Origin of the sequence: Chryseobacterium sp. (assembly GCF_041914225.1) — a bacterium.
Classification (GTDB): Bacteria; Bacteroidota; Bacteroidia; order Flavobacteriales; family Weeksellaceae; genus Chryseobacterium.
Window position 1 is genome coordinate 20,122 of the sequence record NZ_JAYSDT010000007.1, and the last position, 23,957, is coordinate 44,078.

The following is a 23,957-nucleotide window of genomic DNA, read 5'->3' on the forward strand; positions in this document are numbered from 1 at the left end:
ATGAAAACAAAGTTTTTGAAATTTTTGGTATATGATTTGAATACGCAATATAAATAATAACTAAACTTTAATAGAAATGAAAAAAATACTTCTCTTCTTATTCCTGGGCGCTGTAGGTTTTACAGCTTATAGCTGTGATAATAGTGATGACACTGTAGTACAGGGAACAGATTATGATACAATAAGCCAGTCATTTGATATCAGCCCAACTTTTACCAGAGTTAACGACAACCTTTATAGATGGAGTGATGATTTTAACAAACCATTAGTACAATCTGATATGGTGCTTATTTATATGCAGATTGGAACTGACGGAGATTCTCCTGTCTGGAAACTTTTACCATATACTTATTATGTAGGGAATGCAACTAATGATGCTGTAGACTATATTTATGAATTCAGTAAGTATGCAGCTACGATTAATATTAACTCCACCAGTACTTTCAGTTTGACAGCTAATCCATCGTATTATCAGAACAAAAAATTCAGAGTCCTGATTCTACCTGCAAACAGTACAGGAACAGGTGGTGCAAAAATGGCTAAAGGTGCTCCTGTAGATTATAACGATTATAGGAGCGTAATCAAATATTACAATATTGACGAGTCTAAAATTAAGACTAAATAATTCAGAATATCTTTTCAGTTTTTTATAATTAAAAAAGCTCCGGGAGAAATCTCTTCCGGGGCTTTTGATTTATAAACATTAAGACAGTTATAAGACATCCTAGAATATTGGATTCAAATTTGGTTGAATGAACTATGGCTAAAGGCTAAAAAGTTCAATTAAATAAAAAAAGCTTCAGAATATTTCTGAAGCTTTTATTTTGTTTAGTTATCATTGTCATCCAGAAGATGTCCAAAGAAGTCTTTTTTTGTCTGCAGATATCCTTTGCTTATTTCGTTGGCAGGAATCTGTAGCGGTACTCTTGAATTAAGGTGAATGTTGCTGTCAACTACATACTTTACCTTTTCAGGATTATTGGTCAAAAGATTAATGTCTTTTACATCCAGCAGATTAAGAATTTCAATGGCTACCCCAAAGTTTCTGTCGTCTGCAGGAAGACCAAGTTGAAGATTGGCCTGTACGGTATCCAATCCTTTTTCCTGTAGTGAGTAAGCTTTCAGCTTGTTGATGATCCCGATGTTTCTGCCTTCCTGACGAAGGTAGATAATAATTCCACCGTTTTCATGGATATATTTCATTGCAGCATCCAATTGCTGGCCGCATTCACATTTTTTTGAATGGAAAACTTCTCCGGTAATACATTCTGAGTGGAAACGAACATTGACAGGCTTTGAGAAATCTGTGTTTTCTGCAACAATGGCCATATGAGGCATCCAGTCATTTTCGTTTTCGGAGAAAGCTATCATTCGGAAAGTACCGTGCTCTGTAGGAACATTGGCTTCCGCCTGAATTTTAATCATTGATAGTTCAATTAGTTTTTAACTTCCTGGCAAAGTGTCTTCAATAACAGAAACATTGGTTTTTAAACGAACAAGATATCTGTTAAGAACTTCATCTTCATCTCTGTCAAGATTCTGCCTTAGCTTCTGTATTTTCTTGTATGATTTTTCGAAGCTTTTCAGGGCTCTGCTCTTTCCCGCAGAATTGCTGGCATCAATAGCATATAAATAATTCTGAAGGCTGTATTTCATGCTTGTAATCTCATCATTTAACCCGTTGTTTTTAAACTTGGGAAAAGTGGAGATCATATTTGAAATTTCAGAAGCATTTACATTCTGTTTTATATTGATATTGAAATTCTTCTTTGAGCCTCTATCGGAATCAGAACCTTTTGCATCGCTATAAAAATTACTTGACAACGGAGAAATATTAAGTTTTTCCGTTGCACAGGAAGATGTTAATATGATAAGTACTCCAAAGAAAAATAGTCGTTTCATTTTTGTTGCCCTTTTTGATAAAGGATTGGGTTAAGACTTTCATCATTGTACATTTTCATTTGTTTGTACACTTTCATCTTAACGTTACCGTTTTCAATATCAGCAAGCAACTGATCTATAGAAGTTGATAAATCCTCTTTCTGAGTAAGCAGAACATCCAGTTTAGCCTGGCAGTTGTTTCTGTGTTCTTCAGAAGCGGATTCTCTGTTAGCTTCTAACGACATATGATAAACCTTTAATGCAAGAATGGAGAGTCTGTCTACTGCCCAAGCGGGAGTTTCCGTATTTATTTTTGCTTCCGGTTTAGGAGTTATATTTTCAAACTTTTTAAGGAACCAGCCATCAATATATTCTACCAGATCAGTTCTTTTCTGATTGGAGGCGTCTATCGTTCTCTTGAGTTGAAGAGCTTCAGCCGGATCAATATTTTCATCTCTAATTATATCTTCCAAATGCCATTGAACGGTATCAATCCAGTTCTTTGCATACAAAATCCGTTCCAAACTATCTTTTTCGAACGGGTTATTAATTAGAGTGTTAACGTCATCAGACACGTGATAGTCTTCAATGGCTTGATTGAAGACTTTCCATGCAGTCTCAGTAAATTTCATTAATTCTAAGGAATTTAGTTGCTTGAAGAATTGTTATTGTTGGAAGCCGATTTATTTTCAGAACCTGGTTTATCTTCTTCTTTTACTGCATCTTTAAATTCCTTGATTCCTGAACCTACTCCTCTCATTAATTCCGGAATTTTCTTTCCTCCGAAAAGCAATACTAAAATGATTGCAACGATAAGGATATGCTGCCAAGATAAGGCAAGTATTGTTAATGTATTCATCTCTTAAAATTTCTACAAAGGTACACTTTTTTTAATATGAAATCCAACCTAACGGATCAACTGGTGTACTTCCGTTCCATACTTGGAAATCAAGGGTATAGGCGCCATCAAAATCCTGAGCTATAGTCCCTACTGGAGTTCCTGAGGAAACCTGCTGTCCTTTTGAAACACTTACATTTCCTAAGTTGGAATAAATGGTAAAATAGCCGCCGTGCTTGATAATGACAGTCTTTGTTCCGTCATTGTTAGCCAATACCGAAGATACTGATCCCGGGAACACTGATTTTGCACGTGTACCTGACGGGACGGAAATTTTAATCCCGTTATTTTCTTCAGTAATATTTTTGAAAACCGGGTGCGGCTGTCTTCCGAAACGGTGGGTGATCTGTCCGGCTCTGTCTGCAGGATAACCAAGTCTCCCTCTGTTGTCTGCAAAACTGCTTCCCGTTGCAGTAGAAACTCCGTAGCTTGTCATAGCTTTTGTTTCAGCTGCCTTTTTCTCATCTTCTTTTCTCTTGGTAAGTGCTGCTTCTGCTGCTCTTGCTGCTGCCAGTTTATCTGCAGCTTCTTTGGCTTTTGCATTAGCTTCATCCGAAGCTTTTTTAGCAGCTACTCTTCTTGCTTCATCTCTTGCATTAGCTTCTGCTTTTGCGGCCTCTTCATTACGTTTTCTTTCTTCTTCTGCTCTTTTTGCGGCAAGATCTGCAGCTCTTTTAGCTTCTGCTTCTGCAAGTCTTCTTTCTCTTTCCAGGGCTTCTGCTCTTGCTTTAGCTTCTGCTTCAATTCTTGCTTTTTCTCTTTCAGCAGCTAATTTTGCCAAACGTATTTTTTCTGCTTCTGCTTTCTTTCTGGCTTCTTCTTCTGCTTTGGCGATTCTGATCTCTTCAGCAATAATAGCCCTGATCTGTCCTTCCAGTGCTTTAGACTGAACCTGCTTTTGCTTAAGCTCCGCAGTCAGCTTGGATTCGTTTTTCTTGAATTCTGCAACTAACTGTTCTTTTTGAGCTCTTTCAGCATTGATGGTTGCCAGGTCTTTCTGCTGGTTGATCAAAAGGGTCTCTTTTGCTTTTACAGAGTTTTGTTTTTGTGCGATGGTTTTTTTGATGAGATTAGCTGCATTGGTAATTTCAGCAGCTTTTTTATCCTGATAATCTGAATATTGCTTCAGATACTGTACTCTTCGTATAGCTTCTCCCAGATTTTTAGCAGAAAGGATAAACGTTACTTTATTCTGTACACCTTTGTTTTTATAAGCATTTACCAAGACCTCAGCGTAGTTTTTTCTTAAAACAGCCAGCTCTTTATTCTGACGGTTAATTTCCAGCTGACGTAAATAAATGTCATCCTCAATGAATCTTTTTTCTTTCTGGGTATTATTATATACCTTTTCTCTTAAAACCAGCTTTTGATTGACACTGGAGAGATAGGCGATAGAAAGTTTAGATTCACTTCTGGTTTTGGCTAAATCGTTATTTATCTGAGCAATTTGTTTTTTAAGTTCGGCATTCTGCTTCTGCAGTTGTTCTTTGTTCTGCTGTCCATGGTGCAGTCCAAACATCAAAACACCTATTAAAAAGCTAAATTTTCTTATCATTTAATCTCAATTTTCTTATAACTGGATGGTACAGAATAAGGTGTTTCCATCCTCGAAAAGTCAAATTTCGTGTTTTCCAGTAAAATCTGACTAGATTTTGAGCCTTTTATAATTATTTTAACATTTTTCGGAAGGCGGATTCCTTCGTATTCGTTCCAGTCACTATAAGAAATTTCCAGCTCGTCAGAGGACAGCATATCTTTTAAATTGACACTTAATAAATCGTAATTGGTATCATACTGAAGAGCTACTTTATACTCTCTGTTTTTTTCATCCGTTACAATTTTCTGATTGGTATTGGAAACCATTTTAAAACCCTGTGCATTTTGAGTGAGGTCAAACTGTCTGTCGTTGATCTTTACAAAAGTTCTTCCCAGTAAGATTTTTTCTAATGATTTATAGTCAATAAAATTGACATTCAGTAAATTATTAAGATAATCAAAATCGGAATCTATATAAGTTTTATTGATTTTATCCTGTCCTTTTATTCCTTCGGGAGTGGCAATACCTCTTGCTGCATTGATGAACAAAGCTCTAAGATTCATCCATACTTTTTTATCATTTTCAATATAGATGGTTGCATCCAGCGTCGGAACATAGCTGCCTGTTTCTACCTTTACTTTGCTGTCTATTTTGATTTGTTCAAATTTTGGAGGAATCAATACATGCTCATAAAAAGTGAGCTTGTCTCTCACCGGTTCATTGGCATCTTTTGGATTTCCATTATCTTTATCTTTTGCAGCATTAATGCTGTCCCGTGTACGATCTGTATCATTTTGAGCAGCAGTACGGGTCTTACAGGATGATAAGGCGAGAAGCAATAAAAGAAAAGGGATCCAGTTTTTCATGTATTTATCTTTAAATTAAAAAAATACGTTGCAATATTAACGCCAAACCACACAAACATTTTGTGTGGCTTGATGATAAACTGTTTAAGTTAAATATTTTTGACTTCTATTTAGATAAAAAATCTAAAACGGAATAATCACCTAATGAAATTTCTCTGGCAACTCCGAAATACTGTGCAGAGTTACCGATCATAGAGTTGGATAGGTTCCCGTGATTGATTCTTGTGTTTTCCTGAATCAGGGAGTTTTCAATATTGGAATTGACAACAGTAGTGTTGTTTCCTAAAGAAACACCAGGTCCCACTTTTGAATTGGAGATTTTTACATTTTCTCCGATAAAGCAAGGCTGAATGATCAAAGAATTTTCAATCACAGCAGAAGCAGGATAATGCGTCATTGCTTCTCTTTCATATTCAAGGATTTTGCTGTTGGTCTCTACCGTAGCATTTTTGTTACCGCAGTCCATCCAGTCATTTACTTTTCCGAGAGTAAACTTAGCGCCTTTAGATCTTAGGTTTTCAAGAGCGGTTGTTAACTGATATTCGCCTCCGTTTTTAATATCATTATCCATGATATAATTGATCTCATCCATCAGTTTTTCAGCACTGTTGAAATAATAAATACCGATGATGGCAAGATCTGAAACAAAAGTCTGGGGTTTTTCAACAAAATCGGTAATGAAACCGTAATTATCCAATTTTACTACTCCGAAAGCAGATGGATCTTCAACACTTTTCACCCAGATTACACCGTCAGAATTTTTGTCCAGCTGGAAATCTGCACGGAAAAGCGTATCTGCAAAAGCAATAACGACATCTCCCTGCATAGACTGCTCAGCACATTTGATGGCATGGGCGGTTCCAAGAGGATCATTCTGATAATAAATACTACCCTTTGCTCCCAGCTTTTCAGCAATCTGAATAAGGGATCTTTCGATCTCAGGACCAAAATCTCCGATGATAAAAGCTACCTCTTCAATGTTTTCTCCTGCAACTTTGGCAATATCTTCCACCAATCTCTGTACGATAGGTTTTCCTGCAATAGGAATAAGAGGTTTTGGAACTGTCAGTGTATGTGGACGTAATCTGGAACCACGTCCAGCCATAGGGACAATAATTTTCATAAATTATATGTATAAAAGATGTTTTATTAGTTGTTATTTATATTAAGGCTAAAGATAAATAATTAAAATATTTGATGTGCTATAATTTATATCTTTTTAAATATTTGTTTAAATTAACAATAGGTTTGTTTACAAGCAAAATAAAGACCAAAGTTTAATTCTTCCTGATTCTTGATAAAATCAGGTTTTTCTCAGAATAAATCAAAATTCCGGTAAAGATCAGAAACAGCAGATTGCTTGTCAGAATATTATAGTTAAGATACTTTACAATGATAAAGCTAAAAATTCCAAGCAGTACCAGAAAGAAAGACATTTTCTTCATTCTGTAAGGAATAGGATAGTACTTCTGTCCCAGCAGATAAGAAACAATCATCATAATGACATAAGCTCCGAAAGTGGCCCATGCAGAGCCAATCATGCTGTGATAGTAATTCAGCGCTACCAGATTGAGAGCAATATTAATTCCTGCCCCAAGCCATGAAATAACAGTTCCCATACTGGTTCTGTCCGTTACTTTATACCAGGTTGAAAAGTTATAATATATTCCGAAGCAAAGATTGGCAATAACGATAATCGGGATGATATCTATAGCGATCCAATAGGATTTATTAGGAATAAAAACGGCTTTCAGCCAGGATATATTGGCAATGATCCCTAAAGCAACGGCACATGCAAAAAAGGCAAAATATTCAGCTACGTTGGCATAAGTTTTTTTAGCATCGCCTTTATCCATTTGTTTAAAAAAGAAGGGCTCAATTCCCATTCGGTAAGCGGTAACAAATAATGTCATCAGTACAGCCAGCTTATAGCAGCCCCCGTAAGCTCCTGCTTCCTCATCTGAAATATGATTCCTCTGAATAGATTTGTCAAAGTTTTCATTCACCATAAAGGCAAGACCTGCCAGCATAAGAGGGAAGGAGTATTTGATCATACGCCCGAATAGAGAAGTCACAAACTGAAACCTTACCTTTAATATAATAGGGAACAATAATAAAAAACCAAGTGCACTTCCTGCGAGATTACTGAAGAAAGGATAGTCTACATTTTGATCCAGTCCCATACTTTTTGATATATTTTCCGGGATCCAGAAAAATAATGCGGCGGTAAAAACAGCCTGAAATATAGACTGAACAATTCTTACTGCAGAGTATTTGATAGGTTTATTATGAAAACGCAGCCACGCAAAAGGGATGACCAGCAAATTGTCAAAAAAGGCAATCAGCGCAAACCATCTGATGTATTCAGGATTGTCGTGGTATCCTGCATAATCTGCAATGGGCTGGTTGAATAAATAACACAATGCCAGAAAAATAGTGGAAGTTGAAAATAAAAACCAGAACGAAGTATTGAAAGTCTTTTTTTCGTTATCCTCTTCGGCTGAAAATCTGAAATACGCTGTTTCAAAACCAAAAGAAAGGATAATGTTAACAAATGAGATCCATGCATACAGCTGCGTAAAAATCGCAAAACCTTCATTGGGAATCTTATAGATCAAAAGTGGATTAAGGATGAATAGAATAATCCTTGGCGCTATTGCTCCCACTCCGTAGATGATTGTCTGTCCTAATAGTTTCTTATACAAAGCCGAAATTTTTTTGCAAATGTAAAACTTTAAGCATTCGTTTTGCGATTTTGGAGTGAATTAAAACTTAAAATCTTAATTTTACAGGGAAATAAATTGAAATGAAAGTTCTTATAAAAAACGTAAATATCGTAAACGAGGGAAAAATTTTTGAAAGCGATATCTTAATAGAAAATGATTTAATCTCTAAAATAGCGGTTGGTATTTCTGATGAAGCAGATCAGATCATTGACGGTTCAGGAAAATATCTTCTTCCCGGAGTCATTGATGACCAGGTACATTTCCGTGAACCTGGACTTACTCATAAGGGAGATATTGAAAGTGAATCGCGAGCTGCCATTGCAGGTGGGGTAACAAGTTTTATCGATCAGCCGAATACAGTTCCAAATGCTGTTACCCAGGAGTTATTAGCAGACAAATATGAAATTGCTTCCCAAAAAGCATATGCCAACTATGGTTTTATGATGGGAGGAACTAACGATAATCTGGAGGAAGTTTTGAAAACAAACCCCAGAAATGTTCCGGGAATCAAGTTGTTTTTAGGCTCATCTACAGGAAATATGCTTGTCGATAATCCGGAAACGCTGGAAAATATTTTCAGCAATACCAAAATGCTGATTGCCGTTCACTGTGAAGATGAAGCTACCATCAGAGCCAATACTCAGAAATATATGGATGAATATGGGGATGATATTCCGGTAAAATTCCATCATCTGATCAGAAGTGAAGAAGCATGCTATAAATCTTCATCCAAAGCCATTGAACTTGCGAAAAAAGCAGGAGCGAGACTTCACGTTTTCCACCTTTCGACAGCGAAAGAAATGGAGCTTTTCCGAAATGATATTCCTTTAAAAGATAAAAAGATCACTGCTGAGGTATGTGTGCACCACCTGACTTTTACCAATGAGGATTATGAAACAAAAGGAGGACTTATCAAGTGGAATCCGGCAGTAAAGACTCAGAAAGATAAAGATGCCCTTTGGGAAGCATTATTAGATGACAGAATCGATGTTATTGCTACAGACCATGCTCCGCATACGGCGGAGGAAAAAAATAATGTCTATACCAAATGTCCATCAGGAGCGCCTTTAGTACAGCATTCACTGGTTGTGATGCTTGAAAACTATAAAAACGGCAAAATATCCCTTGAGAAAATCGTTGAAAAGATGGCTCATAATCCTGCGATTCTTTTTAAAATTGAAAAGAGAGGCTTTGTAAGAGAAGGCTATAAAGCGGATCTTGTTTTGGTAGATTTAAATCAGAACTGGACGGTTTCTAAAGACAATTTACTGTACAAATGTGGCTGGAGTCCATTAGAAGGAACAAACTTCCATTCGAAAGTTACCCATACTTTTGTTAACGGACATCTGGTGTATGACAATGGTATAATTGCTGAGGATAAATTCGGAGAGAGGCTGCTTTTTGAAGCGAGGGACTAATAAGGTAAAAAGGCAAAATCGTAAATCGCAAAATTCTCTTTTACTTTTATATGAATAGAGACTATAATAATCAATAGGAGCGGGCTAAAGCCCGCTCTTTTATTTTAAATCTTTCATTGGCTTTTTTAGCCAGAATTTATTTTTATTTCATTTATTCTCAATCTTTATTAATTAAAAGACTGCCTGAATTCCAGTGGGGACATATTCGTCTTCTTTTTAAACAACGTACTGAAAGACTGCGAATGTTCAAATCCCAGCTCATAAGCAATCTCGCTGATCGACAGTTCCGTCGTAGAGAGCTTTTCTTTTGCTTTACTGATCAGCTTTTCATGAATATGCTGCTGAGTATTCTGTCCGGTATGAATTTTCAAAAGATCACTCAGATAATTGGGAGAAAGATTCATGGCTTCAGCAATCTGCTGAACGGTTAAAAGCCCTTTGTCTGAGGAACCCTGATTAAAGTAATCATTCAGATAAGATTCGAATTTTGTCAAAAGCTGATGACTCCCGTTTTTTCTGGTAATAAACTGTCTCTCGTAAAACCGCTTCGAATAATTCAGCAATAATTCAATCTGTGACAGAATAATTTCCTGCGTATGATGATCAATATGCTGGCATTCCTTATCAATTTTAAGCATGATTTCAAATAAGTCATTCTCTTCATCTTCGGACAAATGCAAGGCTTCATTTACGGCATATAAAAAAAAACCATATGATGAAATAGTCTTTGCCAACGGATGTTTCAGCAGGAAATCTTCATGAAAAATGAGAAGATAACCGGTATTCTCACAATCCATCGTTTTCAGATCCAGATACTGAACCTGGTTTGGGGCCGTAAAGCTCAGGACACCTTTATCATAATCATAATGCTGCTGCCCGTATTTTATTTTCCCTTTCGCATTGCGCTTCAGTGCAACACAGTAATATCTGCTCACAAAACCTTTCCAGACCTCATCTTCAATGAAAACACTTTCGTAAAGGTTTATTACACTTACCATCGGATGCTTCGGTTCAGGAAGAGAAAGCAATTTGTGAAACGCTGAAATCGATTGTATGGTGTTCATAACTGTAATTTTTTTAATATTTGGCAGCTTTTTCCGCCTTCCGCTCCCAATCTTTTGTTTGTCGTGCCTCCTCACAAAAGGATTTCCGCTCAAGTCGGGCTGTGATCATACTGTGTTTTAAAATAGCAGAACTTTTAAATAGAAATTAAAGTTACAAATTAATAATCCAAAAGTCCCATCCCGAATTCATCATAAGTAGCACCCGTATCTGTTCCCAGCGGCACAATGCTTTCCAGTTTCTGAAGTTCATATTCGCTTAGCCGGATGCCTGCAGCGTCTATATTTTGCTCAAGATACTTTCTGCGTTTCGTTCCCGGAATAGGAAGGATTCCTTTGCTGATAATCCATGCCAGAGCCAGTTGTGATGAGGTAATATCTTTTTCTTTAGCCAGGTTTTCAATAGCTTCTACCAATTCAATGTTTTTATAGAAATGCTGTTCCTGAAAACGGGGAATTCCTCTTCTGAAATCATTTTCCGGCAAATCATCAATCGTGCGGATCTGTCCGGATAAGAAACCTCTTCCCAAAGGAGAATAAGCTACAAAGCCAATTCCCAGTTCAGTCAAAGTTTTGATAACACCCTTTTCTTCAACCGTTCTTTCAAAAAGAGAATATTCACTTTGTACGGCAGAAACAGGGTGAACAGCATGCGCTCTTTTCACCGTTTCTGAAGATACTTCGGACAGTCCTATATAACCGATTTTCCCTTCCTTCACCAAATCGCTCATGGCTCCTACAGTTTCTTCAATAGACGTATTTTTATCAAGACGGTGCATATAATAAAGGTCAATATAATCTGTTTTCAGATTTTTCAGAGAACGTTCCACAGACTTTTTTACATACTCTTTGGTTCCGTTGATTCTCCAGGTTACTTGTTCGTTATCATCAATTTCCCATCCGAATTTTGTCGCAATAATATACCGGTCACGATTATTCTCAATGGCTTTCGTAATCAATTGTTCATTTTTGAAAGGACCATACAGATCTGCGGTGTCGAGAAAATTTCCACCTAATTCCAGAGAACGGTGAATGGTTGCGATAGCTTCTTTTTCATCGGTTTTACCGTACATATCTGCATCACCAAAGCCTGTCATTCCCATACATCCCAAACCAATATTCGGAACTATCAGCCCCTGGTTTCCTAATTTTACCTGATTCAATTTCATATTGTTGATTTTTTATTGATACAAAATTCAGCAGAAATTAAAATCCGGATGTATGCAAAACCATGGTTGTTGTATGTAAATTACTGATCGTGGTTTATGGACAGTAAATGTATGAGGTAATAATCTTTATAACTGACAAAAACATAGTACTTCAACAGTATCTATTTTTCGCCTTTTCGCAATTTTGCCTTTTACTTTTTTGCCTTACTTCCCATATAAAACGTAAGTTTCCCACCATTCATAATCTCAGAATGTTTTAATGTAAAGTTTTTAATCTCTTTTCCATTCAGAAGAACTTTCTGAACATACACATTTTTTTGGCTTTGATTAATAGCTTCAATTTCAAAAGTTTTTCCGTTTTCCAGATTCAGTACAGCGTTATCAATCGCAGGACTTCCGATAGCATAATCCTCTGATCCCGGAGCGACAGGATAAAAGCCTAATGAACTTAAAATATACCAGGCGCTCATTTGCCCGGCATCATCATTGCCGCCCAGACCATCCGGTGCTGCTTTATACTGCATTTCCAGAATACGGCGGATCTGTGCCTGTGCTTTCCATGGCTGTCCGGCCCAGTTATAGAAATAGACAACATGATGGGGCGGTTCATTTCCGTGTACATATCCACCAATAATTCCTTCACGGGTAATATCTTCAGTGTCGGCAAAGAATTCATCAGGTAAATGCATCGTGAACAGTTCGTCCAGTTTGGATGCAAATTTTTTCTTTCCGCCCATCAAGCTGATCAGCTCATCCGGATTTTGCGGAACAAAGAAACTATAGTTCCAAGAGTTTCCTTCAATAAAACCCTGTCCATGGGTACTTAAGACATCAAAATCTTTTTTAAAGCTTCCATCTGCAAGTCGCGGGCGCATAAAACCGATGGTTTTGTCAAAATTATTTTTCCAGTTTTCAGACCGTTTGATAAACTGATTGTAGATTTCCGTTTTGTTTAAATGTTTTGCCAGCTGGGCAATAGCCCAGTCATCGTAGGCATATTCTAATGTATTGGAAACTGAAGTTCCGTTCTTTTCAGCCGGAATATATCCAAGATCAATATACTGCCCGATGCCTTCGTAATTTCTTTTGTTAGCTGTTTCTATGCAGGCCTTTAATGCCTCTTCAGGATCACCGTTATAATTTCCTTTAATAATAGCATCAGCTACAACGCTTACACTGTGGTAGCCGCTCATACACCAGTTGTCGTTCGCATAATGTGACCAGATAGGCAGCATTTTCATTGAGAATTGATCATAATGAGCCATCATAGATTTTACCATGTCACTATTTCGTTTAGGCTGAATAATATTAAAAAATGGGTGAAGCGTACGGTAAGTGTCCCATAAAGAGAATGTTGTATAATTAGTAAAACCATCTGCTTTATGAACATTCTGATCAAGCCCTTTATATTCTCCATTAACATCCATATAAGTCGTAGGATTAATAAAGGTATGATACATGGCTGTATAAAAATTTGTCTTTTCTGTATCAGAACCTTTGATAACAATTTTATTTAATTCCTTATTCCAGCTGTCCTGTGCTTGAGCTTTAGCCTGATCGAACGTCATATTTCCCGCTTCCTTTTCCAGGTTTTCTAAAGCATTGATCTGGCTTACCGGAGAAATAGCAAGTTTTACTTCTATGGCTTCATTTTCATTGGTGTCAAAATCAAAATACATTTTCAGGTTCTTACCTGCAATTTCAGGGAAGTTTTTATTCTGATCGAATTTTCTCCAGAATCCTTTGTAAACCTGCTTTTCATCATAGTTCTGCTGACCGTAAGATTTAAAAGGCTTTGAAAATTTCATGGCGAAATAAACCGTTCTGGTTCTTGCCCAGCCATTGGTCTGTCTGTAACCTGTGATGGTATTTCCATTTTCCACACGAACGTAGGTCCATACATTTTTTCCGTCATAATTATAAATACCAGCCATCAGATCCAGAATAATGTGAGCCTGGTCGGATTTTGGAAAAGTGTAGCGGTGAATTCCCACTCTTGGAGTTGCTGTCAGCTCTGCCAGAATATTGTGGTCATCCAGTTTTACTTTGTAATAGCCGGCTTCTGCAGTTTCGTTCTGATGCGAAAATCTGCTTCTGTAGCCGCTTTCAGGATGGGAAGCTGTCCCCGGATTCAGTTGGAGTTTTCCTACCGTAGGCATTATCAGAAAATCCCCGAGGTCAGAATGTCCTGTTCCGCTGAAGTGTGTAGAGCTGAAGCCTACAATGGTTTTATCTTCATAACGGTAGCCTGCACAGTATTTATAAACCTCACCATTGTATTTTCCGTTAAGCTCATAAGAAATGGTGTCTGTTTCAGGACTTAGCTGTACGGCACCAAAAGGAACAGTAGCTCCGGGATAAGTATGTCCCATCTTTTCGGTCCCGATTAATGGATTGACATATTGGGTTAATTTCTCAAATTTTTGAGCCTTAAAACATACACTTAAAAATATAAGGATTAGAACAACAGTAGGTCTATGATTTTTCATTAATGACAAATTTTCAAAGTTTAAAATTAATTAAAATCATCATTTGCTGTTTTTTATTTTACTTGAATTGAGTTATTATTACTTTTTCTCAGAAAAACGGAAACCTATTCCGTGAAGATTTTCAATCAATACATCCTGTTCTTCCGCAAGCACTTTTCGCAACCTGGAAATAAATACATCAAGGCTTCTCCCCATAAAATAATCGTCATCACCCCAGATTGCTTTCAGGATATCCTGCCTTTTGACGACCAGATTTTTATGGCGGATAAAATATAAAAGAAGATCAGACTCCCTTTGGGTAAGAGTAATGTTGTTTTCCACACCTTTCAACGTGTAATTGTTTGGATCAAAATCATATTTTCCGACTTTATATTTTACAGGTGCTGCATCTGTTTTTTTTGTACGTTTGAGAAAGACTTCAATTTTCAGCATCAGCTCTTCAATGCTGAATGGTTTTACCAGGTAATCATCAGCACCTATTTTCAGTCCTTTGATTCTGTCTTCTTTTAATGCTTTTGCAGAAATAAAAATAATGGGTATTTCAGAATTCTTACTGCGGATCTGTTGTGCCACTTCAAATCCGTTCATGCCGGGCATCATAATATCCAGGAGGCAGATATCGAAATTCTGACTGTTAAACGCTTCCAATGCAGATTCACCGTCAGAGTAACAGCTGATGTCATAATAACTTTCCAGGCTGTCCTCAACCAGGAATGCTATTGTTTTATCATCTTCTGCATATAAAATTTTAGATTTCTCCATACTTACACATGATTATTTGAAAACGGGAAGAAGAGTGTAATGGTTATTCCTTTATCTTCATTATTCTCCACAGAAATTTTCCAGTGATGCTGCTGCACAACTTTTTTCACATAAAATAATCCTAGTCCAAAACCGGTCACCTCTTCACTCCTTTTGGTATGTACCCGATAAAATTTATCAAAAATATGAGGAATATTTTTAGCAGGAATTCCCATTCCGTTGTCTTTAAACTTTAAATATAATCCTTTTGAATCTTTATAAGCTGAAATTTTAATCACAGGTTTTGTTTCACAATACTTGACGGAGTTATCCAAAAGGTTGTAAATAATATTGGTAAAGTGAAATTCATCAGCCATTACCGAAGTGCTGTTTTCAATATCAATCTCAATGCTGAGGTCTTTATTCTTGTGCTGAATATTATCTGCAATTTCCTGAATAAAGGGAAGCAACAGAATTTTCTGAGGCTTTAATGATAATCCGGCGGCATCGTTTTTAGCAATATTCAATATTTTTTCAATGTGATTATTGAGTTTATGGCTTTGGTTGATAATAATGGAAGTATAAGTCTGCAATTTGGAATTATCCTGTACCATTTCCTGCTTGTTAAGTGCTTCTGACGCTAAAAGTATTGATGATAAAGGCGTTTTAAACTCATGAGTCATATTGTTGATAAAATCGCGCTGCAATTCTGAAAATTTCTTTTGCTGAATAATGGTATAGATAGAATATACATATACCAGAAGAATGATAATAAGAGCAAATGTAAGAAGATACCAGAATCTTAATGAGCTGATCAGATAGGTCGTTTTATCAGGAAAGCGTATGGAGAAGTAATAGATCAGGTTTTTATGTTTCGGGAAATTGATCGCTTTGTTGCCAGGGTTTTCCTGATGGGATGTCATATATTTTCCGTACACCATCTTATCACTGTGACAGTTGTATAATGCATATACATAATCTGTATTGATCTGGAAGCGGGTAAATTCTGTCTTCAGGTAATATTCCAGAACTACGGGATGAAATTCGTTGTTGATATTAACTACGTAATAATCATTCGCAATATTCTGCACAGGATTTTCTGTATAAGATGTCTTTCCGCCGGAGAGCTTTTCTACAACTTCCATTAAGGCGATGTTGACCTTCTGATTAAATTTTTTATCTTCAAGATTATAAGCCTGTATCGTCCACATTAGCTGTGCTATTAAAATTCCGATAATAGCAACAAATCCCAGTGTTATGATAATATTGAGTCTTTTTATTTTCATTTCCTGAAACAATATTATCCAAAATTATCTATTTATCTTTTATCATTAACAACTTGTTAACAAATGTTTGACAGCGGTTAACAAGTTGTAATTACGGTGTGCTTTACATTTGTGATACCGAAAGAAAACAATCAGTTTCAAATATTAAAATTTATACTCATGAAAAAATTAAAAATTACAGCTCTTTTAGCAGTTTTGGCATTCTCTCCGTTTTATGCGAATGTACTTACTACAGATGCCCCTTCCATTGTAAAAATGGTAGCTGATGCTATTAAGTGGAAATCAGAATCTATTGATGTGGGAAATATCCCTCAGGGAAAACCAAAACTGATCAGATTTGAATTCACCAACACAAGTTCAAAGCCGATCATTATCCAAAACGTAGCCCCTTCATGCGGTTGTACAACGGCAGATTATACAAAAACACCTATCCAGCCGGGAAAAAAAGGGTTTGTAGAAGCCAGTTACAACGCAGCAGCGGCTGGTCCGTTTATGAAGACTGTAAACGTTACGACCAGTGACAGTAAAACTCCTAAAACACTTTCGTTCAAAGGAGTGGTTACAGCATCTTAATATATTGTTTTAGAAAATAAAAAATAGCCTGGTAGAAATTATCAGGCTATTTTCTTTTCAAATATAAAGTTGTCTGAACTTTACCAGCCACAAAGTCACAAAAACTTTCATGCAAAAATACTTTAGCCGCTTAAGTAGATTTAAACTAATGCCGGATAAAGTCCATATAAGATGAAAATCAAAGATTTTCACAATACTTGGTGTACTTATTATGCATAAAGTTTGGTTCTAAAAAAATTAAACGTTTAGAGCTTTGTGTTTTTTTTGGTTAAAAAATCATCAATGTAAAAATTTATGCAGCTTCTATAGAAAGAATAACTATTTGTAGCATTATTTATCAACCTGTTTTAAGGGATTGCATTTTAATATTTATTATTTTTAAGAAAAAATATTTTATGAGTCTATATACACAACCTATGCTGCGCGAAGGTGCACTGAAAGATAAAGTAGCAATTGTAACAGGAGGCGGAAGCGGTCTTGGAAAAGCGATGACCAAATACTTTCTTGAACTGGGTGCCAAAGTAGTGATTACCTCCAGAAACCTGGAAAAACTGCAGGCTACAGCTAAGGAACTGGAAGACGAAACAGGAGGTAAAGTTCTTTGTGTGGCTTGTGATGTGAGAAACTGGGATGAGGTGGAAGCCATGAAAGAGGCCACATTGAAAGAATTCGGAAAGATTGATATTTTATTGAATAATGCTGCCGGAAACTTCATCTCTCCAACGGAAAAACTCACTCATTCTGCTTTTGACTCTATCCTTGATATTGTTTTAAAAGGCACGAAAAACTGTACACTCTCTGTAGGAAAACACTGGATAGACTCCAAAACTCCGGGAACTGTACTGAACATTGTAACAACATATGCATGGACGGGTTCTGCCTATGTAGTACCGTCAGCCTGTGCAAAAGCGGGAGTTCTGGCAATGACCAGATCACTGGCTGTAGAATGGGCAAAATATGGAATCCGTTTCAATGCCATTGCTCCGGGACCTTTCCCTACAAAAGGAGCTTGGGACAGACTTCTTCCGGGAGACCTTCAGGAAAAATTCGATATGAAAAAGAAAGTTCCGTTGAGAAGAGTAGGTGAGCATCAGGAGCTGGCCAACCTTGCTGCTTACCTGGTTTCTGATTATTCTGCATATATGAATGGGGAAGTGGTAACCATTGATGGAGGAGAATGGCTTCAGGGAGCGGGAGAGTTCAATATACTTGAAGCAATTCCCCGTGAAATGTGGGATGCTTTGGAAGCTATGATTAAAGCTAAAAAGTCAAATTAAATTAAACTTATATTAAAAAAACTCCCGGATGTGTAACAATTCCGGGAGTTTTTTTTACCTATACAGTAAATAATACTTTTTCAAAATGAATTTTAAACTTCCAACCTTTGTTTCGACGCTTGCAGTGGTCCTCTTCTCAGGATCGGTATATGCACAGCAGACTCCGAAATACGATTACGTAGAAGCATTTAAGCCGTTCTTCTATCCGCAGACAGGTACAGCCACACGTTCTGCAAGCGGGCAGCCGGGACATGCTTACTGGCAGAATTCAGCAGATTACCATTTGAATGTAAGCCTGAATGAAGACAAAAAAGAGATTTCCGGTACAGCGCAGATTACTTATACCAACAACAGTCCGGACAAATTAGGTTTTCTCTGGCTGCAGCTGGATCAGAACCTGTTTGCAAAAGATTCAAGAGGAAATGGAGTAGTTCCGCTTTCAGGAAGCAGAAATGGTGCTCACGGAGAAGAATTTAACGGTGGATATACAATTAAATCAGTCAGGCTTGATGGTAAAGAAGTAAAATATACCATTACTGATACAAGAATGCAGATTGATCTTCCAAAAGAACTGAAAGCCAACGGAGGAGTTGCCAAAATAGAAATTGAATATTCTTTTGTTTCTCCCGAGTATGGTTCAGACAGAATGGGTGTTCAGGAGACTAAAAACGGTAAGATTTTTACCATCGCACAGTGGTATCCGAGAATGTGCGTGTATGATGATGTGATGGGCTGGAATACACTTCCTTACCTTGGAGCTTCGGAGTTTTATCTGGAATATGGGAATATTACAGCCAATATTACTGTTCCTGCCAATCATTACGTAGTGGCATCCGGAGAGCTTCTGAATGAGAAAGAGGTATACAGCAAAGAAGAAATCAGCAGATGGAATGAGGCAAGAAACAGTGATAAAACGGTAATGATCCGTCCTGAATCTGAAATCGGTAAAAATAAAGCATCCGGTACAAAGACCTGGAAATTTAAAATTAATCAGACCAGAGATTTTGCATGGGCATCATCTGCCGGATTTATTTTAGATGCTGCAAAAATCAATTTGCCAAGTGGAAAGAAATCTTTGGCTATTTCAGCTTATCCTGTAGAAAGTGCCGGTGATAAAGCATGGGGAAGATCTACAGAATATACAAAGGCAGCTATAGAACATTATTCGAAAAAATGGTATGAATATACTTATCCTGCAGCCACCAATGTTGCAGGAAACGAAGGTGGAATGGAATATCCCGGGATTGTTTTCTGTCATATGGATTCCAAAGGGGAAGGCCTTTGGGGCGTTACGGACCATGAGTTCGGACACAACTGGTTTCCTATGATTGTTGGATCTAATGAAAGACTGTTTGCCTGGATGGATGAAGGGTTTAATACCTTTATTAACGGACTTTCCACCGAAGCCTTCAATAAAGGGGAATATTACCGTAAACCGAATCTGGCAAGATCGGGAGTTTACCTTCTGAATGGCAATCTGGAACCTGTAATGGTAGGACCCGATAATATGAAAGAAAGAAGCATCGGTGCTTTAGCTTATTTTAAACCGGGAACGGGATTAGAGGTTTTAAGAGAAGCCATTCTGGGACCTGAAAAATTTGACAAAGCATTCAGAACCTATATAGATCGCTGGGCTTTTAAACATCCTACACCATGGGATTTCTTCCATACCATGGAAAATGTATCCGGAGAAGAGCTGAACTGGTTCTGGAGAGGATGGTTCTTTAATAAATGGAAAATTGATCAGGCGGTTAAAAATGTACAGTATATCAACGGGGACTTTAAGAATGGAGTTCAGATTACGGTTGAAAATATTGGGCAGCTGCCAATGCCAACAACAGTACAGATCAGATTCAAAGACGGAACAGCACAGACTGTGAAAATTCCTGTTGAGGTTTGGAAAAGAAATACGGAATGGACATTCAAGGTAGATTCTAAAAAGGAAATAAACGAAGTAAAACTGGATCCGGATTCTGTAGTTCCTGATGTCAATCTGGAAAACAACAGTAAAACGCCGGCGTAGAAATATTGGATCTATTTTAATTTAACGCAAAGATCTGATATCTGATGTTTGATTTTAAGGGGGCAAAGATGGAATCAATGGAATTGATTCTTTCTAAGCGTGAGCATATTCATGCAGCTTCATCAGCAACTTGTTGCTTTCTTAGCTTACTTAAGAATAATAGTTAATATGATCTTTGCGTCTATAAAATAGATCTCTGCAATATGTATTACAAAAGCCTGAGCTTACCACCGTAAGTTCAGGCTTTTTATTTTTTAGGGTGTTTTTCCTGAACAAGTAGAGGTGTTCTCCTGAAATGTTTTGAAGGTCAGTGATATAATTTTGTCCCACAATATTAATCAAAAACAAAAAACATGGAAACATTAAAATCAGTGCTTGAAGCAAGCCACGCCAAAAAAACAAAAAATGAGTTAATTGATCTCTTGTCAGGAGTAGAAAAAGTGCTGACTCCCGCAGTCTATGAAAAAGTATCAGGAATTGAAACTTCAGAATTGAGTTCATTAACCAATAAGGAATTGTTAGCAATTGTAGACGAATTCAAAAAGAATTATGATGAAAAGTGGGAAAAATCTTTCTCAGGTGCCTCTTCAGAGATCATGAAACTGATTGCCGGTAGAATGGCTGCCGATGACGAGATCTTCAGAACTTCAGATGCTGCCAGCGCAGATTTTGCGGCAGAACTGGGAAGTATTGACTTTGCCACCATTATTGGCGGACCTTTGGATGCCTGTGTAAAAGCACAGTCTAATGCCTCTATTGCCACCGTTAATTTCATCAACGAAGTCGGTTTTGAGCTTACAGATCCTGCCAATGCAGCCAGTGCTAAAAAACTGAGAATGGCGGAATTCAAATACAAAAAAAATATTCCGAATCCGGATTTTAAAGAAGACGAGCCTGTCAGTGCTACCAATCCTAAAACCATTCCTAATGATGTAGAAATTTCAGTACCGTTTATTGCATTGCTGAATGTTCCAAGCTTCAGAATTGAAACCTGTGAAGTAGACTTTAATGTGAAACTTAATTCTACATACACCAAAGATGTAAGTGATGAATTCGGTATCAATGCAGGAGTATCCGGTGGATGGGGTCCTGTAAAATTCAAAGTGGATGTTTCTTATAAAAGAACTTCCAGCACAGGAATCAAAGTGGAAAAAGAATATTCTCTTGGGGTAAAGGTACGTGCAACCAATGATGAAATGCCTGCAGGACTTGAAAAAGTACTTGGACTTCTTTCACAATAAAACATTTTACGAAAAATGATAAAATTATCAGATTACCTGGATTATCTCAACAACGAGATAATTCAGGCTCGTAAAAAAGCTGACGAGAACGCCGTTCTTATTGCCAAAGAATATGCCCGCCATGAATACCTTAAGTATTTTAAGGTGCCGAGATATGCACTGCCCAGTGTAAAGATGGACATTCCCATAAAAATTACGGATATTGATTCAGATTCCAAATACAATTTCAAACTGAATCAGGATCAGTTCGTTACCGAAATAAATGAGAGAATCCGTCTGGCAAACAAAGAGAAAAACCTGAATATTCCTGAAATCAGCAAAAGACAGCTTGAGACCGAGGAGTTCAAAACGCTGTTCAGTACACTGGAAAAAAATGATCAGAAATTCGGTAAGCTTCCTTCTGTCGAAGTCCTTAAGCTGGATCTCAGAAAAAAAGTCCAGCTTCTTAATTCCGGAATTTTCCGGCCTCAGGAAGGAACAACAGAAGAAACTGACGAGCTGAAGGAAATTTTTTCAAAAGTTCTCCTGAATAAATATACACTGGTGAATGCGAAACTGAATAATATTTACATAGATCCCAATACCAGTGCAGCAGAAGATAAAGATAAGCTGTTTATTAATCTTCATGTGGAAATGGAAGAAGAAGGAATCAGGATTGTCTCCTACAAAGATAAAGACGGTAATGAAATAGAACAGATAACTTTTGAGTAATGCAGGAACTTATTCATTTTACGGTACAGAAAATTAAAGAACTTCTGGAGCATTTCAATGAAGTTCAGACGTTGTATCTGTCGAAATCATTTGACTTTGATGCCCGTTTTGATGTATTTCTCGACGAAGTGCTGGAGTATTTCCGTACAAAAGGGAACACGAGCCATGAATCTGAAGTTCTGAAAATTATGAATATGATTGCAACCGTTAAAAGAGGTTTTAATCCTATAAAAATGGAGAAGATACTGTCTGGAAGACGTGAAATTCTCGGAGGATTTTCATTCAACGGTATGGAAAGTATTTATGGAATTCTGATAGAAATATATACCAGGGAAAATAAAAAGCTCGAAGAGGCGGAAGAACTTATTTCGGGAATCATTGTATCCCTGTACCAGAATGGGATTCTTGATGATGAAAAATTAAAAGAAATGAATTCTGTTCCCAAAATTGAACGTTTCTGGACTTCTCTGTCTGAGCAGAATACAGCCATATCCGGAATTAACAAGAAGCTCAGGCTGACCATTATTCCTGAGGATATTTTTCTTATTCTGGAAAAAGTATTTCTGAAGTTAATTTAAAAAAAGAACATTATGGAAACCGGAAGATATATTGTCCTGTTGAAAGATCAGCAGAAGACATCACTCAAAAAAATAGAGAAAGAACTGGAAGTGAGCATTACTTCTTCAGAATTTCTTTCCAAAGAAAACCGTTCCTATGAAGTCATCAATAAGGATAACGGTGTACTTTACAAAAACCTTGGAGTTCTTGTGGTGGATCATATGGATGAAGCACAACTGGAGAGCGCCGTTAAAGATGAATCCAACTCAATAGTTTACTATGAAAAAGAACGTGAGTTTTTTCCAGCAGATGAACTGCAGCTGATCAACGAACTTAAAAAACAGTCTGCAGGGCTCGCAGAAAAAATTTCAGAGCTTGAAAAATACATTACCAGCAAACCCTTACCCCAAAAATCATTCTCTGAGATGGAATGGGGATTACAGGCAATTGGTTTGGAAAATACCCATTATACAGGAAAAGGAGTTGACATCTGTATTCTTGATACAGGCCTTGAGACTTCCCACCCCGATTTTTCATCTGAAGAAATTGAAGGTAAATCTTTCATAGATGGTGAAGACTGGAACAGGGATCCCAACGGCCACGGTACACACTGTGCAGGAATTGCCACCGGAAACGTAAGAAGTGATACCGGAAAACGTTATGGAATAGCTAAGGATTCCAATCTGAAAATAGCAAAAGTATTGGCTGATAATGGAAGAGGTACGACCAGCAGTGTGATTGATGCAATAGACTGGGCGATTACGAAGAAGTTCAGAATACTGTCACTATCGCTGGCATGTCCGGTGAAGCTTGACGACCAGCCTTCTGTTCTTTTTGAAACCATTGGAGAAAGGGCACTGGAGAATAACTATCTTATTATAGCGGCAGCAGGAAATGACAGTAACAGACCACAGATTCCACAGCCAGTTTCTATGCCTGCGAATTCAAAATCGATTATGGCTGTAGGAGCAATTGACAGCCAGATGAAGATTGCAAGATTTTCAAATGCGGGCCTTAACCCGTCTACCGGAGGAAGCATCAATGTCTGTGCTCCCGGAGTAGATATTGTAAGCAGCTACCCTAAAAATGCAAAGAACAAAAATAATTTTTATTACACAATGAGCGGGACCAGTATGGCTGCACCACATGTTTCAGGGCTTGCCGCCTTATATATGGAGCAGTTTCCTGATAAATCAGCCAAGGAAATCTGGAAACTTATTGAACATAAAGCAAGGCCGGTTGAAGGCATAAAATACAGAGATATAGGAAATGGTTTAATACAGGTATACTTATGAAAACTTATCTGGCAGTTTTAAAAAAAGATATCAATTTTAAAAAGCTTGAAACACTTCTTAAAAGTAAAGAGATCAAACTTGCGGCCCATTATAAAACCATTGGCGTAGTGAAACTCGAAAGTGCATTGCCGGTTTCTGAAACTGAATTTCAGGAATATTTTATATCCGTAGAAGAAGAAAAAGATAATTTAACAATATAATCATATG

At 37.3% G+C, this 23,957-nt stretch carries 23 protein-coding genes; 10 read left to right on the plus strand and 13 right to left on the minus strand.

Features of this window, described 5'->3' with window-relative positions; genetic code table 11:
* Nucleotides 1-76: 76 nt before the first annotated feature.
* Nucleotides 77-625, plus strand: coding sequence for a hypothetical protein (locus tag ACE3RB_RS05055; RefSeq protein WP_374463223.1), 549 nt, complete (start codon nt 77-79; stop codon nt 623-625).
* A gap of 203 nt (nt 626-828) precedes the next feature.
* On the opposite strand, the gene ribA is transcribed toward ACE3RB_RS05055, so the two are convergent.
* The 8 genes from ribA to ACE3RB_RS05095 all read right to left on the minus strand — a co-directional run bounded on the left by ribA (nt 829) and on the right by ACE3RB_RS05095 (nt 7,887).
* Nucleotides 829-1,425: a GTP cyclohydrolase II gene (gene ribA / locus ACE3RB_RS05060; RefSeq protein ID WP_374463224.1), complete on the minus strand. Its 597-nt coding sequence runs from the start codon at nt 1,423-1,425 to the stop codon at nt 829-831.
* An 18-nt stretch (nt 1,426-1,443) separates the two neighbouring features.
* Nucleotides 1,444-1,902 (minus strand): hypothetical protein, encoded by a 459-nt coding sequence (locus ACE3RB_RS05065; protein WP_374463225.1) that lies wholly within the window; start codon nt 1,900-1,902, stop codon nt 1,444-1,446.
* On the minus strand, nt 1,899-2,513 hold the full coding sequence (locus ACE3RB_RS05070) for a DUF4254 domain-containing protein (protein WP_374463226.1): 615 nt from the start codon (nt 2,511-2,513) through the stop codon (nt 1,899-1,901). The genes ACE3RB_RS05065 and ACE3RB_RS05070 overlap by 4 nt, the downstream gene beginning before the upstream one ends.
* 14 nt (nt 2,514-2,527) lie before the next feature.
* Nucleotides 2,528-2,740, minus strand: a complete 213-nt coding sequence (locus tag ACE3RB_RS05075) for a twin-arginine translocase TatA/TatE family subunit (protein WP_002981818.1) — start codon at nt 2,738-2,740, stop codon at nt 2,528-2,530.
* Between the two features lie 31 nt (nt 2,741-2,771).
* Complete coding sequence (locus ACE3RB_RS05080; protein ID WP_374463227.1) at nt 2,772-4,334, minus strand: peptidoglycan DD-metalloendopeptidase family protein; 1,563 nt, start codon at nt 4,332-4,334, stop codon at nt 2,772-2,774.
* On the minus strand, nt 4,331-5,182 hold the full coding sequence (locus tag ACE3RB_RS05085) for a DUF4292 domain-containing protein (RefSeq protein WP_374463228.1): 852 nt from the start codon (nt 5,180-5,182) through the stop codon (nt 4,331-4,333). Before ACE3RB_RS05085 ends, ACE3RB_RS05080 begins: the two co-directional genes overlap by 4 nt.
* Nucleotides 5,183-5,288: 106 nt before the next feature.
* Complete coding sequence (locus tag ACE3RB_RS05090) at nt 5,289-6,305, minus strand: sugar phosphate nucleotidyltransferase (RefSeq protein WP_002981815.1); 1,017 nt, start codon at nt 6,303-6,305, stop codon at nt 5,289-5,291.
* Nucleotides 6,306-6,459: 154 nt separating this feature from the next.
* The gene (locus tag ACE3RB_RS05095) at nt 6,460-7,887 is read right to left on the minus strand and encodes an oligosaccharide flippase family protein (RefSeq protein ID WP_374463231.1); all 1,428 of its coding nucleotides are present in this window, start codon (nt 7,885-7,887) and stop codon (nt 6,460-6,462) included.
* 101 nt (nt 7,888-7,988) lie between these two features.
* Between ACE3RB_RS05095 and ACE3RB_RS05100 the strand changes: the two genes are divergently transcribed.
* Entirely contained in the window at nt 7,989-9,326 is a 1,338-nt protein-coding gene (locus ACE3RB_RS05100) for a dihydroorotase (protein ID WP_374463232.1), read from the plus strand.
* 167 nt (nt 9,327-9,493) lie between these two features.
* On the opposite strand, the gene ACE3RB_RS05105 is transcribed toward ACE3RB_RS05100, so the two are convergent.
* The 5 genes from ACE3RB_RS05105 to ACE3RB_RS05125 all read right to left on the minus strand — a co-directional run bounded on the left by ACE3RB_RS05105 (nt 9,494) and on the right by ACE3RB_RS05125 (nt 16,072).
* A complete protein-coding gene (locus tag ACE3RB_RS05105) occupies nt 9,494-10,390 on the minus strand; it encodes a helix-turn-helix domain-containing protein (RefSeq protein WP_374463233.1) in 897 nt (298 codons plus the stop codon).
* A gap of 158 nt (nt 10,391-10,548) precedes the next feature.
* Nucleotides 10,549-11,556: an aldo/keto reductase gene (locus ACE3RB_RS05110; protein ID WP_374463234.1), complete on the minus strand. Its 1,008-nt coding sequence runs from the start codon at nt 11,554-11,556 to the stop codon at nt 10,549-10,551.
* Nucleotides 11,557-11,747: 191 nt separating this feature from the next.
* Entirely contained in the window at nt 11,748-14,045 is a 2,298-nt protein-coding gene (locus tag ACE3RB_RS05115; RefSeq protein ID WP_374463235.1) for a GH92 family glycosyl hydrolase, read from the minus strand.
* Between the two features lie 78 nt (nt 14,046-14,123).
* Entirely contained in the window at nt 14,124-14,807 is a 684-nt protein-coding gene (locus tag ACE3RB_RS05120; RefSeq protein WP_332388199.1) for a response regulator transcription factor, read from the minus strand.
* A gap of 2 nt (nt 14,808-14,809) precedes the next feature.
* On the minus strand, nt 14,810-16,072 hold the full coding sequence (locus ACE3RB_RS05125) for a sensor histidine kinase (RefSeq protein WP_374463236.1): 1,263 nt from the start codon (nt 16,070-16,072) through the stop codon (nt 14,810-14,812).
* 159 nt (nt 16,073-16,231) lie between these two features.
* Between ACE3RB_RS05125 and ACE3RB_RS05130 the strand changes: the two genes are divergently transcribed.
* The 8 genes from ACE3RB_RS05130 to ACE3RB_RS05165 all read left to right on the plus strand — a co-directional run bounded on the left by ACE3RB_RS05130 (nt 16,232) and on the right by ACE3RB_RS05165 (nt 23,950).
* A complete protein-coding gene (locus ACE3RB_RS05130; protein WP_374463238.1) occupies nt 16,232-16,645 on the plus strand; it encodes a DUF1573 domain-containing protein in 414 nt (137 codons plus the stop codon).
* A gap of 395 nt (nt 16,646-17,040) precedes the next feature.
* The gene (locus ACE3RB_RS05135; protein WP_374463239.1) at nt 17,041-17,922 is read left to right on the plus strand and encodes an SDR family oxidoreductase; all 882 of its coding nucleotides are present in this window, start codon (nt 17,041-17,043) and stop codon (nt 17,920-17,922) included.
* 85 nt (nt 17,923-18,007) lie between these two features.
* On the plus strand, nt 18,008-19,945 hold the full coding sequence (locus ACE3RB_RS05140) for a M1 family metallopeptidase (protein WP_374463240.1): 1,938 nt from the start codon (nt 18,008-18,010) through the stop codon (nt 19,943-19,945).
* A gap of 353 nt (nt 19,946-20,298) precedes the next feature.
* A complete protein-coding gene (locus tag ACE3RB_RS05145) occupies nt 20,299-21,186 on the plus strand; it encodes a DUF2589 domain-containing protein (protein ID WP_310406160.1) in 888 nt (295 codons plus the stop codon).
* A gap of 15 nt (nt 21,187-21,201) precedes the next feature.
* Complete coding sequence (locus tag ACE3RB_RS05150; RefSeq protein ID WP_374463241.1) at nt 21,202-21,897, plus strand: hypothetical protein; 696 nt, start codon at nt 21,202-21,204, stop codon at nt 21,895-21,897.
* Nucleotides 21,897-22,475: a hypothetical protein gene (locus tag ACE3RB_RS05155; RefSeq protein ID WP_374463243.1), complete on the plus strand. Its 579-nt coding sequence runs from the start codon at nt 21,897-21,899 to the stop codon at nt 22,473-22,475. The genes ACE3RB_RS05150 and ACE3RB_RS05155 overlap by 1 nt, the downstream gene beginning before the upstream one ends.
* A gap of 12 nt (nt 22,476-22,487) precedes the next feature.
* A complete protein-coding gene (locus ACE3RB_RS05160) occupies nt 22,488-23,750 on the plus strand; it encodes a S8 family serine peptidase (RefSeq protein ID WP_374463244.1) in 1,263 nt (420 codons plus the stop codon).
* Nucleotides 23,747-23,950, plus strand: coding sequence for a hypothetical protein (locus ACE3RB_RS05165; protein WP_374463245.1), 204 nt, complete (start codon nt 23,747-23,749; stop codon nt 23,948-23,950). The genes ACE3RB_RS05160 and ACE3RB_RS05165 overlap by 4 nt, the downstream gene beginning before the upstream one ends.
* Nucleotides 23,951-23,957: the final 7 nt, after the last annotated feature.

Bases quoted from the DNA above. Each gene is read 5' to 3' on its own strand.
- ACE3RB_RS05055 (WP_374463223.1), top strand. From the start codon at position 77: ATGAAAAAAATACTTCTCTTCTTATTCCTGGGCGCTGTAGGTTTTACA.
- ribA (WP_374463224.1), bottom strand. From the start codon at position 1,425: ATGATTAAAATTCAGGCGGAAGCCAATGTTCCTACAGAGCACGGTACT.
- ACE3RB_RS05065 (WP_374463225.1), bottom strand. From the start codon at position 1,902: ATGAAACGACTATTTTTCTTTGGAGTACTTATCATATTAACATCTTCC.
- ACE3RB_RS05070 (WP_374463226.1), bottom strand. From the start codon at position 2,513: ATGAAATTTACTGAGACTGCATGGAAAGTCTTCAATCAAGCCATTGAA.
- ACE3RB_RS05075 (WP_002981818.1), bottom strand. From the start codon at position 2,740: ATGAATACATTAACAATACTTGCCTTATCTTGGCAGCATATCCTTATC.
- ACE3RB_RS05080 (WP_374463227.1), bottom strand. From the start codon at position 4,334: ATGATAAGAAAATTTAGCTTTTTAATAGGTGTTTTGATGTTTGGACTG.
- ACE3RB_RS05085 (WP_374463228.1), bottom strand. From the start codon at position 5,182: ATGAAAAACTGGATCCCTTTTCTTTTATTGCTTCTCGCCTTATCATCC.
- ACE3RB_RS05090 (WP_002981815.1), bottom strand. From the start codon at position 6,305: ATGAAAATTATTGTCCCTATGGCTGGACGTGGTTCCAGATTACGTCCA.
- ACE3RB_RS05100 (WP_374463232.1), top strand. From the start codon at position 7,989: ATGAAAGTTCTTATAAAAAACGTAAATATCGTAAACGAGGGAAAAATT.
- ACE3RB_RS05105 (WP_374463233.1), bottom strand. From the start codon at position 10,390: ATGAACACCATACAATCGATTTCAGCGTTTCACAAATTGCTTTCTCTT.
- ACE3RB_RS05110 (WP_374463234.1), bottom strand. From the start codon at position 11,556: ATGAAATTGAATCAGGTAAAATTAGGAAACCAGGGGCTGATAGTTCCG.
- ACE3RB_RS05115 (WP_374463235.1), bottom strand. From the start codon at position 14,045: ATGAAAAATCATAGACCTACTGTTGTTCTAATCCTTATATTTTTAAGT.
- ACE3RB_RS05120 (WP_332388199.1), bottom strand. From the start codon at position 14,807: ATGGAGAAATCTAAAATTTTATATGCAGAAGATGATAAAACAATAGCA.
- ACE3RB_RS05125 (WP_374463236.1), bottom strand. From the start codon at position 16,072: ATGAAAATAAAAAGACTCAATATTATCATAACACTGGGATTTGTTGCT.
- ACE3RB_RS05130 (WP_374463238.1), top strand. From the start codon at position 16,232: ATGAAAAAATTAAAAATTACAGCTCTTTTAGCAGTTTTGGCATTCTCT.
- ACE3RB_RS05135 (WP_374463239.1), top strand. From the start codon at position 17,041: ATGAGTCTATATACACAACCTATGCTGCGCGAAGGTGCACTGAAAGAT.
- ACE3RB_RS05140 (WP_374463240.1), top strand. From the start codon at position 18,008: ATGAATTTTAAACTTCCAACCTTTGTTTCGACGCTTGCAGTGGTCCTC.
- ACE3RB_RS05145 (WP_310406160.1), top strand. From the start codon at position 20,299: ATGGAAACATTAAAATCAGTGCTTGAAGCAAGCCACGCCAAAAAAACA.
- ACE3RB_RS05150 (WP_374463241.1), top strand. From the start codon at position 21,202: ATGATAAAATTATCAGATTACCTGGATTATCTCAACAACGAGATAATT.
- ACE3RB_RS05155 (WP_374463243.1), top strand. From the start codon at position 21,897: ATGCAGGAACTTATTCATTTTACGGTACAGAAAATTAAAGAACTTCTG.
- ACE3RB_RS05160 (WP_374463244.1), top strand. From the start codon at position 22,488: ATGGAAACCGGAAGATATATTGTCCTGTTGAAAGATCAGCAGAAGACA.
- ACE3RB_RS05165 (WP_374463245.1), top strand. From the start codon at position 23,747: ATGAAAACTTATCTGGCAGTTTTAAAAAAAGATATCAATTTTAAAAAG.